At 37.2% G+C, this 14,609-nt stretch carries 10 protein-coding genes, 3 tRNA genes and 1 pseudogene; 2 read left to right on the top strand and 12 right to left on the bottom strand.

Annotated features, from left to right (window positions below; translation table 11 throughout):
• From ACFIKX_RS05765 to ACFIKX_RS05755, 3 genes and pseudogenes are all read right to left on the bottom strand, one after another.
• Nucleotides 1-80, bottom strand: a pseudogene (locus ACFIKX_RS05765) (elongation factor Tu); the annotation flags it as partial.
• Between the two features lie 181 nt (nucleotides 81-261).
• Nucleotides 262-335 (bottom strand) — tRNA-Gly (locus tag ACFIKX_RS05760).
• A 31-nt stretch (nucleotides 336-366) separates the two neighbouring features.
• Nucleotides 367-450: transfer RNA gene (locus tag ACFIKX_RS05755), tRNA-Tyr, on the bottom strand.
• Nucleotides 451-655: 205 nt separating this feature from the next.
• On the opposite strand from ACFIKX_RS05755, the gene ACFIKX_RS05750 reads away from it, so the two are divergent.
• Nucleotides 656-1,486, top strand: coding sequence for a TrmH family RNA methyltransferase (locus tag ACFIKX_RS05750; RefSeq protein ID WP_375612889.1), 831 nt, complete (start codon nucleotides 656-658; stop codon nucleotides 1,484-1,486).
• On the opposite strand, the gene ACFIKX_RS05745 is transcribed toward ACFIKX_RS05750, so the two are convergent.
• The 6 genes from ACFIKX_RS05745 to ACFIKX_RS05720 form a co-directional block, all read right to left on the bottom strand.
• Complete coding sequence (locus ACFIKX_RS05745; RefSeq protein ID WP_375612890.1) at nucleotides 1,483-2,214, bottom strand: rhomboid family intramembrane serine protease; 732 nt, start codon at nucleotides 2,212-2,214, stop codon at nucleotides 1,483-1,485. The genes ACFIKX_RS05750 and ACFIKX_RS05745 overlap by 4 nt on opposite strands.
• An 876-nt stretch (nucleotides 2,215-3,090) precedes the next feature.
• On the bottom strand, nucleotides 3,091-3,516 hold the full coding sequence (locus ACFIKX_RS05740) for a DUF2155 domain-containing protein (RefSeq protein ID WP_375613043.1): 426 nt from the start codon (nucleotides 3,514-3,516) through the stop codon (nucleotides 3,091-3,093).
• An 89-nt stretch (nucleotides 3,517-3,605) separates the two neighbouring features.
• Nucleotides 3,606-4,004 carry an NADH:ubiquinone oxidoreductase subunit NDUFA12 gene (locus tag ACFIKX_RS05735; protein WP_375612891.1) on the bottom strand — a complete coding sequence of 133 codons (399 nt, stop codon included), beginning with the start codon at nucleotides 4,002-4,004 and terminating at the stop codon, nucleotides 3,606-3,608.
• Nucleotides 4,005-4,185: 181 nt separating this feature from the next.
• Nucleotides 4,186-5,685 (bottom strand): Asp-tRNA(Asn)/Glu-tRNA(Gln) amidotransferase subunit GatB, encoded by a 1,500-nt coding sequence (gene gatB, locus ACFIKX_RS05730; RefSeq protein WP_375628991.1) that lies wholly within the window; start codon nucleotides 5,683-5,685, stop codon nucleotides 4,186-4,188.
• Nucleotides 5,686-5,815: 130 nt separating this feature from the next.
• The gene (gene tig, locus ACFIKX_RS05725) at nucleotides 5,816-7,243 is read right to left on the bottom strand and encodes a trigger factor (protein WP_375628989.1); all 1,428 of its coding nucleotides are present in this window, start codon (nucleotides 7,241-7,243) and stop codon (nucleotides 5,816-5,818) included.
• 135 nt (nucleotides 7,244-7,378) lie between these two features.
• Nucleotides 7,379-7,461 (bottom strand) — tRNA-Leu (locus ACFIKX_RS05720).
• A 134-nt stretch (nucleotides 7,462-7,595) separates the two neighbouring features.
• Between ACFIKX_RS05720 and trmFO the strand changes: the two genes are divergently transcribed.
• The gene (gene trmFO, locus ACFIKX_RS05715; protein ID WP_375612893.1) at nucleotides 7,596-9,008 is read left to right on the top strand and encodes a methylenetetrahydrofolate--tRNA-(uracil(54)-C(5))-methyltransferase (FADH(2)-oxidizing) TrmFO; all 1,413 of its coding nucleotides are present in this window, start codon (nucleotides 7,596-7,598) and stop codon (nucleotides 9,006-9,008) included.
• A 1,056-nt stretch (nucleotides 9,009-10,064) separates the two neighbouring features.
• Here trmFO and ACFIKX_RS05710 read toward each other — a convergent pair.
• The 3 genes from ACFIKX_RS05710 to clpX all read right to left on the bottom strand — a co-directional run bounded on the left by ACFIKX_RS05710 (nucleotide 10,065) and on the right by clpX (nucleotide 14,457).
• Complete coding sequence (locus ACFIKX_RS05710) at nucleotides 10,065-10,343, bottom strand: HU family DNA-binding protein (protein WP_375611283.1); 279 nt, start codon at nucleotides 10,341-10,343, stop codon at nucleotides 10,065-10,067.
• A 229-nt stretch (nucleotides 10,344-10,572) separates the two neighbouring features.
• Nucleotides 10,573-12,999, bottom strand: coding sequence for an endopeptidase La (gene lon, locus ACFIKX_RS05705; protein WP_375628987.1), 2,427 nt, complete (start codon nucleotides 12,997-12,999; stop codon nucleotides 10,573-10,575).
• A 183-nt stretch (nucleotides 13,000-13,182) separates the two neighbouring features.
• The gene (gene clpX / locus ACFIKX_RS05700) at nucleotides 13,183-14,457 is read right to left on the bottom strand and encodes an ATP-dependent Clp protease ATP-binding subunit ClpX (protein WP_273723371.1); all 1,275 of its coding nucleotides are present in this window, start codon (nucleotides 14,455-14,457) and stop codon (nucleotides 13,183-13,185) included.
• Nucleotides 14,458-14,609 lie beyond the last annotated feature (152 nt).

Genomic DNA, 14,609 nt, shown 5'->3' with positions numbered 1-14,609 from the left:
GAGGTCTTCCCATGATCAACGTGACCAATCGTACCAATATTAACATGCGGTTTTGTTCGTTCAAACTTGCTCTTCGCCATTGCTATTAATCTCTTGTTTTATTCCCTATTTTTATTAGCACCTAGGGACAGTTCTGCAAAACTTAAGTCTGACCAGACTGAAAACAGCCCAATCACCACAACTCTTAGACGGAAAACCCCACCAAATCTATAAATGGAATATCCTCCATCATACCTATTTGCCCAATCATCAATAATCATTTGGAGCGGGTAGCGGGAATCGAACCCGCATATTCAGCTTGGAAGGCTGCTGCTCTACCATTGAGCTATACCCGCATGACCCACGTACTAACTCTCCTTCGATGAATGGTGGAGGGGGTTGGATTCGAACCAACGTAGCATACGCAACGGATTTACAGTCCGCCCCCTTTAACCACTCGGGCACCCCTCCATTACACCGATAAAGTCGCGCAATGAGACATCACGACAACCATCTTGAATACCCATTCAATTCAATCTGATTGCGAAGTGGTTATGACGATTACTATTGTATCTGTCAACAGAATAAATACAATTCTGTACAAATTTCCTGCTCATAATTTTAAATCATAGATTTTTTCTCTCTATTTTTCTTATTAACACGTTATAAAGAAGCTATGAAAGAAAAAACATCACAAAATTCTCATTATGCTCGTTTGCGTCGCCGATATCGCGATACAAAAGGCTCTCCTTCTCGATCTTTTACACACCCAAAGAAGAAAGCTGCTTCTTTACAGCAAGAGATCATCCATCTTTATGGCATTCATTCTGTTCAGGCTGCTTTAGAAAACCCAAAAAGAATTTTAAAATGTCTTTACGTTACACAAAATGCCTTAAAACGATTAAATATATCCGAATCAGATTATCCTTGCTCTGTTACATTATGCACCCCCAAATATCTTGATTCGCTTGTTGGAAGTGAGGCTGTTCATCAAGGTATTGTTTTGGAAACTCTCCCCCTCAAACCATGCAAACTGTCGGAACTAACCAATACTGATCTGGTCATTGTCATGGATCAAATTACCGATCCACATAATGTTGGCGCTATTATGCGCTCTGCAGTTGCATTGAAAGCTAAAGCACTTATTACAACTTGCCGTCACTCTCCCCACGAAAGCGGTGTTCTTGCGAAAGCGGCATCTGGAGCTCTGGAAATGATTCATTATATTACCGTACGAAACCTTGCTGAAGCTCTTCAAGAACTTCATCAAACAGGTTTTACAAGCTTTGGTCTCGATTCAGAAGGTGACCAACCTCTAGAAACAGCATTAACAGGGAATAAAATTGCTCTTGTTTTAGGAGCAGAAGGTAAAGGTTTACGTAAAAAAACACGCGAAACCGTTTGCGCTTTAACACGCCTTGACATGCCTGGAAATATTAAATCATTAAATGTTTCAAATGCAGCAACAATAGCTCTTTATGTGGCACATCAATATCTTAGATTCTAGTTTTTAATTTTTTGTGAAACATCAAAAAAACCAACCAACAAAAAACCCGCAAAAAACCCGCCAATATGAGCTTCCCATGCTATTGAGATGCCATTTTCTTCAAACAAAATAGAAGAAATACCTATGATCAAATCAGTCGTCAGCCATACACTCATATAAACAAGAACCCCCTTAGAACACAGAGCTTTTTTGACAGATAATAAAGGTCCTAAAAGTTTTTCGTTCTGCGCATTGACAGCTAGATTACCACTAGGAAAACCGTAACGTGCAATAGCACCCATCATTCCAGATACGGCACCTGACGCCCCAATAAGTGATATGGTACTTTCTTGATGAAATGTAAAATAAGTCAAAACAGAAATAACTGCCGTTAACACCCAAAAAATTAAAAAACGTAAAACACCAAAATGCCTTGCTAAAGGAGAGCCGAAAACCAAAAGCCAAACCATATTAAGAGCAACATGTTTAAAACTACTATGCATAAATGAATAACTCACCATGGTATAACAAAATGCTACAGGATCCCTCTTAAACAATGCTGGTATAAATGAAAAAAGCTCAAGGCTTTCAACATAAACCTGATGAGAAAAAAAATACTGAGAAATGCAATAAAGACAAAAACAAAATGCTATCAAAACAACTATAATAAATGGAACATTCAATAAGGGTTCTTTAGGTTGTTTTGGCAATCGGGAAACATCATTATGTTGGTGACTAGAAACTTTCATTGTATAAAATCTCGTATTTTTTAGAAAATGGGTTATACTTTATACAAAATAAATATACCATTCCCAGTGATGCAGAATCTTCTCAACGCCTCTTCGAAACCCCTTTTTAAATTTTCAATAGCTCTACATGAAAACACGTGTATTTTATACAAAAGATTTTAAAAAGCATGGATATCAAGAATATGATTTACAAACTTAGTGGTATCCCGCTTACTTAAATGTGAAGTTACCATGCAATATACAAGAACTTACGAATAGACAAACTCACTTATGAGGTGGTGTATAATAAAAATATATAAACATTATTTTCTTACTAGAAATATATTGATTATTGCATTTTTTAACCAAGCTATACTTCGATTGATAAACTTTAAAGAATCTTAAATCTCAATTTTTCCATTAATATGGCCTGCATTGCTTCTATGCTTTGAACGAAAAACGACATCTCTATGAGAAAAAATACCAATACAGCGTTCTCTAGATATAATAATTAGTGTTTCATGATAAATTACTTACTTGATAATCTGTTTCCCTCATACATGCAAAAGCGTCAGTTCATCTCTTTAACAAATATAAACAAGCCTTTCATTTCAACCTTTAACAGATATAATTCAAGAACTGTCTCTTATGAAACACTTAAAAAATATGTTGATTCTAATGATGCATCTTTGAATTTAAACAGTTCATGACGGAATTTTTTATTCCTTTTTTAGACAGTGTTATTGACACATCCGCCACTTGTAACGCGCAAGAGAATAGTTTGGATTATTCAATATAAAAAAAATTAAATGAGGTAATCATAGGAATTTGCTATTAAGTTGTAAAATGATAAAGGACCATTATAAATCAATGTATTATAAATAGATAACACACTAATTATTGAAGAGGAAGATCTTGAGCATTCTGCTTGCAATCCTTTAACCACACATCATAAATAGGATGCTCAACAGCGTTCAAACCAGGACTATCTGCAAACATCCATCCTGTAAAAATACGCCGTACTTTTTTATCTAATGTTACTTCATTGACTTCAACAAAACCAGTTGTACGCGTGGGTTCATCTTTAGAGCTCGTATAACACGCACGTGGTGTTACCTGTAATGCACCGTACTGATAAATTTTACCAAGAGTAACTTCAAAACGTGTGGTCCGTCCCGTGATTTTGTCAAGACCTGCAAAAACAGCAATTCCATTGCTAATACGCTCAGCCCGCACCCCATTATTTAAGGATAAAAACACTAAAATTCCCATTAAAAAAATATATATAAAATGCCTCACCCCTAACAATAAAAAAAATCTCATCATATCAAAATCAATCGCACCTTAAAAAATAATTCTTTTCATAACATAGAGTCAAATAAGACAAAAATACACACGCACATTAAAACATGTTATTTTTTAGGTGACCACGCATCATAATCTTCATGCACACAAGAACGCTCTCCATTGGAGGTGATAGCTCCCTTTGGTCGATAGCCCTCACTTGTTCCTGTCATATTTGCAACATGAGGCTTTTCCCATTCATAAGGATGATAATCCTCTTGTGTTGGTGGACACTCACAGCGATGATGAATCCAGCCATGCCAACCTGGTGGAATAGTAGAGGCCTCAGAATAGTCTTTATAGATAACCCAACGGTGCGGATAACCATCCTTATGAAGTCCTCCTTCATAATATATATTTCCAAACTGATCTTCCCCTATCCGCTTACCTTTGCGCCATGTGAAAAAACGCGTACCAATGGTATTACCATTCCACCATGTGAAGATTTGCTTAAAAAAACGAGCCATCTGCTATTCCATTCATTTAGTGCGCTCATGAAATTAATCGTTGGAATAAAATTATTAACGATTGAAATTATCGAAAAAGTTACTAGTAAATTCAACTACAATTCCAATTGATAGGTTAACGTGCTATCCTTTAATTTCAAGAAGATATCATATGTATGGCTTCTTCTCCACCCCATAAAATTTAATCTATGCCAAGTTTCATCTTAACCAATTCATTAACAGCTTGGGGATTTGCCTTACCACCTGTTACTTTCATTACCTGTCCAACAAACCAACCAGCTAAAGCAGGTTTGTGCTTTGCTTGCGCAACTTTATCAGAATTATTGGCAACGATCTCATCAACAGCTCTTTCAATAGCCTTTGTATCCGTTACCTGCTTCATATTTCGTTCTTCTACAATTTGGCGTGCATCTCCCCCCTCATTCCAAATAATCTCAAAAAGATCTTTGGCAATTTTTCCAGAAATAACTCCTTCTTTTATAAGATCAATAATGCTTCCCAATTGATTTGGCGATACTGGTGACTCTTCAATCTCACGATTATCTTTATTTAAAGCCCCTAAAAGGTCGTTAATCACCCAATTGGCAACTATTTTTCCATCACGCCCACGCGCTACCTCTTCAAAATAATCAGCAATAGCCTTTTCTGTCACAAGAATGGAAGCATCATACACTGTCAATCCCATTTCCTTAATAAAACGTGCTTTTATAGCGTCAGGCAATTCTGGTAAGTCTGCTGCCAAAGCATCCACAAATGCTTGATCAAATTCTAATGGTAAAAGATCAGGGTCAGGAAAATAACGATAGTCATGCGCTTCTTCCTTTGAGCGCATAGAACGCGTTTCACCTTTAGCGGCATCAAAAAGCCGAGTCTCTTGATCTATGACGCCTCCATCTTCTAAAATTGCGATCTGACGACGCGCTTCATATTCAATTGCTTGACCAATAAAGCGAATAGAATTAACATTTTTAATTTCACAGCGCGTTCCAAAATCTTCACCAGGACGACGAACAGATACATTGACATCTGCACGCATAGAACCTTCATCCATATTGCCATCGCAAGTGCCCAAATAACGAACAATCGTACGCAATTTTGTCATATAGGCTTTGGCTTCATCTGATGAGCGCATATCAGGCTTGGAAACAATTTCCATAAGAGCAACACCAGAACGATTAAGATCTACAAAAGACATTGTTGGATGTTGATCGTGCATCGATTTTCCAGCATCTTGTTCAAGATGCAACCTCTCAATTCCCACTTCAATATCCTCAAATTGGCCATTCGAATCTGGACCAACAGATATAATAATCTTTCCCTCTCCCACAATCGGATAGCGAAATTGAGAAATCTGATACCCCTGCGGTAAATCTGGATAAAAATAGTTTTTGCGATCAAAAACAGATTTTAAATTAATATGCGCCTTTAATCCTAACCCCGTTCGAACCGCTTGACGAACACATTCTTGATTAAGAACAGGCAACATACCTGGCATGGCTGCATCAATAAGTGATACATGATTGTTCGGCTCTGCACCAAATTTGGTTGATGCTCCTGAAAAAAGTTTTGAATTTGATATGATTTGCGCATGAACTTCCATGCCAATGATGACTTCCCAATCACCTGTAACTCCAGAAATAAAACGCTTAGAATCAGGAGTACGCGTATCAATGATGCTCATTGCCAATCCACTACCAATATTTTAAAATTCACTCATGGCTTATCTAAAACCATTCTCTCAGTGCAATCCTAGGATATAAATCTTACAACACAAGCCCGATTTTATCGGGCTTGTGTTGTTTGCATAAATATTAAGCTTTTTTAGGAGCCTTTTTCTTAGCTGTTTTTTTCTCTGTAGACTTTTCTTTCACTTCAGACTTTTTCTTTGCCTGCTTTTCTTCAGGGACATCTGATTCGTCATATTCTTTCATCAACTCTTCAACCGTCACTTCTTTATCTGTGACTTTTATCTGTGCTAATAAATGATCAATGACCTTTTCTTCAAAAATCGGAGCACGTAGATTTTCAACAGCTTCCGGAGTCTTACGGAAAAAATCCATAATCTCTTTCTCTTGTCCTGGATATTGGCGAACCTGATCAAAAACTGCTGCTTTTAGCTCATCCTCACTAACTTTAACACCAACCTTCATTCCAATTTCAGAAAGCACCAAACCAAGACGAACACGACGCTGCGCAAGGACACGATATTCCTCACGTGCCTTTTCTTCTGTAATACCTTCATCTTCAAAACTGCGCCCAGCCTTTTTCAAATCATCATTAACCTGAGCCCATATATTGTTAAACTCAACCTCTAAAAGTTCTTCAGGAATCTCAAAATTATAATCAGCATCTAAAGCATCAAGAATTTGACGCTTAACTTTTTGACGTGTCACTGAACCATATTGGCTTTCAATCTGCCCACGAACGACCTCACGTAAGCGATCTAGAGACTCTAAACCAACTTTTTGCGCTGCTTCATCATCAATTTTTAATTCATCTGGTTTAAAGACAGCTTTGACAGTAATGTCAAACTCTGCTTCCCGTCCCGCCAAATGTGCCGCACTGTAATTATCAGGAAATTTAACAAAAATCGTTTTTACATCCCCAGCTTTCACACCAACCAATTGCTCTTCAAAACCAGGAATAAATTGTTTTGACCCAAGAATCAGTTGTGCATCACTATCTGCCCCACCTTCAAATGGAACGCCTTCAAGCTTACCTTGATAATCTATGGTAATGCGATCACCTTCTTCAGAATTCCCCTCTTTTAGAGAATAATTACGCGTAGAAGAAAGGACGCGATTGACTTGATCATCAATATCCTGTTCAGGAATAATTGCAATTTCACGGATAACCTTAATATGTTCAAAATCTTTAATGTCAATTTTTGGTAAAACTTCATACTTTAAACTAAAAGTAAAATCAGCTTTGCCATCTAGAATTTTTTCATCTTCATCTATATCAATTTTTGGCTGCATCGCTGCACGTTCATTGCGGTCCGCTAAAATAGAACGGGGTGCATCACTGAGTATCTCATTGAGAATCTCCGCCATAAAGGATTTACCATACATTTTTCGCAAATGCCCACTAGGCACTTTACCGGGACGAAAACCATTAAGCTTGATTTTTCCCTTGGTATCATCCAATCGTTCATTCAACTTTTCTTCTAAATCTTTCGCTGGAACCACGATCTTAATTTCGCGCTTCAGTCCTTCATTAAGCGTCTCGGTAACCTGCATTAAACACCTTCATTTTTCTAAGGAGAGGGATCAACCCACTCTAATAATCATTACATTCTAACACTTCGAGTGTTACATTTACCATGAAGCGGAATTTCAGACACGTAGAAATCCGTAGCACTTAAGGGATTGCTTTGGTGCGGATGGAGGGACTCGAACCCCCACGGTCTCCCGCCAGAACCTAAATCTGGTGCGTCTACCAATTTCGCCACATCCGCTCAAACTTACAAGCTAATAACCTTATACAAGCGGCGTTTCTATACCATTAATTACAGAAAAAAAGCAAACAAATATATTAAAAAAAACAAAATCTATGCTTTTCATACATAACTGCTTACGCTAAAAGTCAATTATGTTAAAGACATTTGATATCCCAATTCATATCATCGGTGGCGGTCTTGCGGGGTGTGAAGCAAGCTGGCAAATCGCTCAGTCAGGAATTTCTGTTGTTTTGCATGAAATGCGACCCGAAAAAAAATCAGATGCCCATAAAACCGATAAATTGGCAGAACTGGTTTGTTCAAATTCGTTTCGTTGCGATGATTCATTAACAAATGCCGTAGGACTTTTACATGCTGAAATGCGATTAGCAAAATCGTTAATTATGAAAGCTGCTGATGCCAACAAAGTTCCCGCAGGTAGTGCTCTTGCTGTTGACCGTGATGGATTTTCAAAAACCGTTACGACAGCACTTGAAAACCACCCTCTTATAACAATCAAACGTGAAGAAGTTCAAGAAATTCCTAAAGCTTGGAAACATGTTGTCATTGCAACAGGCCCCCTTACATCGCCTGCACTTGCTCAAAAATTACAAGCAATAACCGGTATAAAAGCTCTTTCTTTTTTTGATGCAATTGCACCTATTATCCATACCGACAGTATTGATATCAACATTTGTTGGTATCAGTCTCGCTATGATAAAATTGGTCCTGAGGGAACAGGAAAAGATTATCTTAATTGTCCCCTCAACAAAGAACAATATGAAACATTCGTTGAAGCGTTAAAAAATGCTGAAAAAACAGAGTTTCGTGACTTTGAAAAAACGCCCTATTTTGATGGATGCCTCCCCATTGAAATTATGGCTGAGCGCGGACTTGAAACGTTAAGACATGGTCCTATGAAACCTATGGGCTTAACTAATGCCCATAACCCTACAGTTAAACCCTATGCCGTCGTTCAATTACGCCAAGATAATAAACTTGGAACGCTTTATAATATGGTCGGCTTTCAGACAAAATTGAAATATGGTGAACAAATTCGCATTTTTAGAATGATTCCCGGTCTTGAAAAAGCAGAGTTTGCGCGTCTTGGTGGTCTTCACCGCAATACCTACCTCAACTCGCCAATTATTCTTGATCAAACCCTTCGTTTAAAACAAAAAAAACAACTACGCTTTGCAGGGCAAATTACCGGATGTGAAGGTTATGTAGAATCAGCGGCAATAGGGCTTCTTGCTGGACGTTTTGCTGCTGCCGAATATCATCATATTTCCCCTTGCCTACCCCCACAAACTACAGCATTCGGAGCCCTTTTGAATCATATTACAGGGGGACACATCATAGATGAAAAAGCAGAAACACAATCTTTTCAGCCAATGAATATCAATTTCGGACTCTTTCCGCCTATTGCTTCTATTAAACATTCAGGAAAACGCTTACCAAGTAAAGAAAAAAAATTAGTAAAAAAACAAGCCATAACAGCGAGAGCTCTCAATGATTGTACTCAGTGGTTAGCAAATAAAGAATCAAAGAGCTCCTGTTTATAAAAAACACACGATTCGCCTCTCTCCTACTGAATAGATCTTTATAACTCTCGTGAAAAAATCATTCTAAAGCCTTTTAAAGACTGTCTCCCCCAATCAATAAATACTACCCTACGTTTCATCATTTATTCAATTATGTAGATGCTGTAAAATAACTTTTGGCTATAAAAAAACTTTACCGCTATCAATAATTTAATATGATTTAATGACTAAAAACAAAATAATTATATAAACATATTATGAATAATCAAAATAAATAAATGGAGATACACAAGTAATACTGTACTATCTTTATTAATAGTTTTTATATTACGTAATGTATATTATTTTATAAGAGTAATTTTTCTGTTTTTTAACTTCCTCCCTCAAAATTTGTGATGTTCTCTCATTTTAACTCTTGTATGATGAAGGAAAAATACTCGCTTGCATATCACAAGTGAAATAAAGATATGGAAAAAATATTTGTAGGATAGAGCTGGAGCTATCTCTCCCCTCTCAAATGCCAAGAAAAATCCCAATATTAAAAACCAAATCTGAATATCAAAAGATTTTTTTATTTCAGGATCTTATAATAAATCAATAAAATTATCCTCTTGGTGCGTCACAAGAAAGGTTGGCGTATAAGAGTAAAAGAATAAAACTATCCCTTATGCACTCGTCTCAGATATCTGGGGCTAGTCGCAACATTATAGGAACTGAGAAAATAGATAGCAAGGTGGCACCAACATGCACTTTTATTAAGCGTAAATGGTGATATATAATAACTTTTATGGACTTTACAGAGTTTTCCGCTTCATATTATTTACGGATCTTGTTTTGAAATAAATACCGTAACACTTCAGCGTAATAAAAGTTAATATTACATTTTATAAGCCATACCCGCGCTCAATTAATACAGTACAATATTTCATTGAAAAGACTAAAAACAATATATTTCAGCAATACATGAAAATAAAAAATATCGCAAGGATCTCAAAGTTTTATGTGAAAAACAAGCATAACACATGTGTTAAAAAAACCCGCTTATAAATAAATCGGGTTTTTTTAATGTAGCTTAAATTATTTTTTATTAACTGCTTCTTTAAGGCTTTTTCCTGCAGAAAATTTGGGTACAGAACGTGCTGGAATATCGATTTCAGCACCAGTTGAAGGATTACGCCCCTTTGTTGCAGCACGATGAGAAACTTCAAAAGTGCCAAAACCTGGAAGACGAACATCTCCCCCTGAAGCCAAAGCTTCTGTTACAGAAGCCATAAAAGCATCAACAACAGCACCAGCTTGCGCTTTCGAAACACCTGCCTTTTCAGCAACGGAGCTAACGAATTCACTTTTATTCATAAAATATTTCCTTTCCCTATATTACCTGAACATGACTTAATCATGTTATTGGTCAGTTTATTGAAAAGTACAGCAAACAGAAGTCTTATTTTTATCCAAAACATTGTTTTTTTAGCAATAATCACAGTTATTCACGGAATTTTTCACTTTTTCCAACAAAAAACAGAATAATAACCTCAACAACATCTTCTACCACCTAAAAAATGCCGTTATAAATGAGATAAGTGAATCAGTGCGCAATCTGTATTCCTTCACTATCACTGCTCTCTGACCGGATTGGCACAGCCCCTGTAGAGGGTTCTTTCCATTCAATAGTGTCTGGAAAACGAACCAAAGCGTGTTTCAAAACTTCACTCACATGATTTACCGGAATAATTTCCATATTATTTTTGACATCATCAGGAATATCAACCAAATCTTTTGCATTTTCTTCAGGAATAAGTACTTTTTTTATCCCTCCTCGAAGAGCTGCTAAGAGTTTTTCTTTTAATCCACCAATGGGTAAAACGCGTCCACGTAAAGTAATTTCACCAGTCATTGCAATATCTTTATGCACAGCTACTCCTGTAAGGACCGAAACAATTGCTGTCACCATTGCAATCCCAGCCGATGGGCCATCTTTTGGTGTCGCACCCTCTGGAACATGAACATGGATATCGCGTTTTTCAAAAAGTGGAGGTTCAATACCAAAATCAACAGCACGAGAACGTACATAAGATGCTGCCGCTGAAATGGACTCTTTCATAATATCACGTAAATTTCCAGTTACAGTCATCTTCCCTTTGCCGGGCATCATAACTCCTTCAATAGTCAATAACTCTCCACCGACTTCTGTCCACGCAAGACCTGTTACAACACCAACTTGATTTTCTCCTTCAATCTGATTGTAATGATAACGTTTAACACCCAAGAAATCATGAATATTACTTTCTGTAACTTTTACAGATTTTTGATGTGTTTTGAGAATTTTTGTAACGGATTTGCGGGAAATTTTCATGAGTTCACGTTCAAGGTTACGAACGCCTGCCTCACGTGTATAAAACTGAATAATTGACCTTAGTGCGCCATCAGAAATACTGAGTTCTTTTTTAGATAAACAGTGATCTTTTAGTGCCTTTGGTAAAAGATGCTGTTTAACAATTTCCATTTTCTCACATTCAGTATAACCAGCGATACGAATAATTTCCATACGATCCATTAACGGACCTGGAATATTAAGCGTATTGGCAGTTGTGATAAACATGACATCAGAAAGATCATATTCAACTTCCAAATAGTGATCAATGAATGTACCATTTTGTTCAGGATCAAGAACTTCTAATAAAGCGGATGAAGGATCACCACGAAAATCTTGGCCCATTTTATCAATTTCATCAAGCAAGAAAAGCGGATTAGATTTTTTTGCTTTTTTCATAGACTGGATAATTTTCCCAGGCATCGAGCCAATATATGTTCGGCGATGTCCACGAATTTCTGCTTCATCTCGGACACCTCCCAATGAGATACGAACATACTCACGTCCCGTTGCCTTTGCAATAGAGCGCGCTAATGATGTTTTCCCTACACCTGGAGGACCTAACAAACAAATAATGGGACCTTTTATCTTTGACGCGCGACTTTGTACGGCCAAATATTCAATAATTCGCTCCTTAACTTTTTCAAGACCAAAATGTTCATTATTCATGACCTTTTCAGCAAAATCTAAATTGTTTTTAATCTTAGATTTTTTACCCCAAGGCATTGCTAATAACCAATCAAGATAGTTACGTACAACTGTCGCTTCTGCAGACATAGGAGACATATTCCGTAATTTTCTCAATTCTGCTCCAGCTTTTTCCTGTGCTTCCTTGGATAGTTTTGTATTCTTGATACGTTCTTCTAATTCAGAGAGTTCATCTCGGCTATCATCACCTGCTCCTAACTCTTTTTGAATAGCCTTCATCTGCTCATTGAGATAATATTCTCGTTGGTTTTTTTCCATTTGCCGTTTAACATGCGAACGAATACGTTTTTCAACCTGCAAAACAGAAATTTCTCCTTCCATGAAGGACAAAACACGTTCAAGACGGGCCCGCACAGGTAAGAGCTCTAATATTTCCTGTTTTTCTGCCAGTTTAATCATCAAATGAGAAGCAATCGTATCGGCAAGCTTAGAAGGATTATCAAGCTGGCCAATCGCATTCACAACTTCAGGAGAGATTTTTTTATTAAGCTTTACATAGTTTTCAAAATAAGTAATCACTGACCTTGAAAGAGCTTCAATCTCAACATCACTCTCTCTAGGTTCTTCTGTAACAGTTGCAAAAGCCTGATGATAACCTTCACTTAAAGAAAATTGACTAATTTTTGCACGTGCAGTTCCTTCAACCAAAACCTTTACAGTACCATCAGGAAGCTTTAAAAGTTGAAGAATATTAGCAAATGTACCAATATGATAAACATCCTCTGATTTTGGATCGTCATCAGAAGCATTTTTTTGTGTCACCAATAGTATTTGCTTATCAACCGCCATCGTTTCTTCAAGAGCACGAATTGATTTTTCGCGGCCCACAAAAAGTGGAACAATCATATGGGGGAAGACAACAATATCACGAAGAGGTAAAACAGCATAAACCCCATCTCTTACTTCATCTGTCTTTTCATCAATATATTGCATAACTCTCCTTTCTGGAGCCTATGAGCTATCTACAACAATTAGCCCACCTTTAGAAAATCTCAGCTCTTCACTGTACATGAAGTGGTAATTACTCATACATAAATCAAGCATTATAATGATATTATTAGAAACACCTATCAAATACCGTTCACTACCACCTTTTATATTGTGCATCGCACAATGTCATGCTGATACATTTTCTTTATCTTCTGCACGTTCTGAGTAAATATAAAGAGGACGCGCTTTACCATCAACGACATCACTCGAAATAACCACTTTTTGAACGCCTTCAAGAGCCGGTAGCTCAAACATCGTCTCAAGAAGGATCTTCTCCATAATAGAACGTAAACCACGAGCACCAGTTTTACGTTCAATTGCTTTCTTTGCAATAACACGTAAAGCATCTTCATGAAATGCTAACTCAACATTCTCCATTTCAAAAAGACGCTGATATTGCTTTACTAACGCATTTTTAGGTTGGGATAAAATTTGCATGAGGGCGTTAACATCTAAATCCTCTAAGGTAGCGACTATAGGAAGCCGCCCAATAAATTCTGGTATTAAACCAAATTTAATAAGATCTTCAGGCTCTAAATCACGAAAAATTTCACCGACACAACGCTCATCCGGAGCCTTAACAGTCGCAGAAAAACCAATAGAAGTTTTTTCACCACGCCCTGAAATAATCCGTTCTAAACCTGCAAAAGCTCCCCCACAAATGAATAAGATGTTTGTGGTGTCAACCTGAAGAAACTCTTGTTGCGGATGCTTACGTCCACCTTGAGGAGGAACAGAAGCAATCGTTCCTTCCATAATTTTTAATAATGCTTGCTGAACTCCTTCCCCCGAAACATCTCTTGTAATAGAAGGATTGTCTGCTTTACGAGAAATCTTATCAACCTCATCAATATAAACAATACCACGCTGCGCACGTTCAACATTATAATCTGCTGCTTGAAGAAGCTTCAAAATAATATTTTCAACATCTTCTCCCACATAACCCGCTTCAGTCAAAGTGGTCGCATCCGCCATCGTAAAAGGCACATCAATAATACGTGCTAATGTTTGTGCAAGATAAGTTTTACCACAACCCGTTGGACCAACAAGAAGAATATTTGATTTAGCCAACTCAATATCATTGCTTTTAGACTGATGCGCCAACCGTTTATAATGATTATGAACAGCAACAGAAAGAACACGCTTTGCATGCTGCTGACCAATAACATAGTCATCAAGAACTGTTATAATTTCCTGTGGCGTAGGAACACCATCACGCACCTTAACCCCAGAAGACTTATTTTCTTCCCGAATAATATCCATGCAAAGCTCTACACATTCATCACAGATAAATACAGTAGGCCCCGCAATGAGCTTACGCACCTCATGCTGACTCTTGCCGCAGAACGAGCAATAGAGAGTATTTTTTGATTCGTTCCCGCTATTGCTAATTTTGCTCATTTTTCTTTCCTTTCACCACAATATATGAACACTTTGCCTTTTCAAAGGAAGCTTTTCATCATGAAAACTAAAAGACATATAGAAAACCATGCATGTCTCAATACTTTTAGGTGTTTCTCTTATTTTGCGATATTTTTTATAAAACTCTTTGA

Origin of the sequence: Bartonella sp. CM86QHHN (genome assembly GCF_042194695.1) — a bacterium.
Taxonomy (GTDB): domain Bacteria; phylum Pseudomonadota; class Alphaproteobacteria; order Rhizobiales; family Rhizobiaceae; genus Bartonella.
This window is presented reverse-complemented; position numbering and strand designations above follow the sequence as displayed.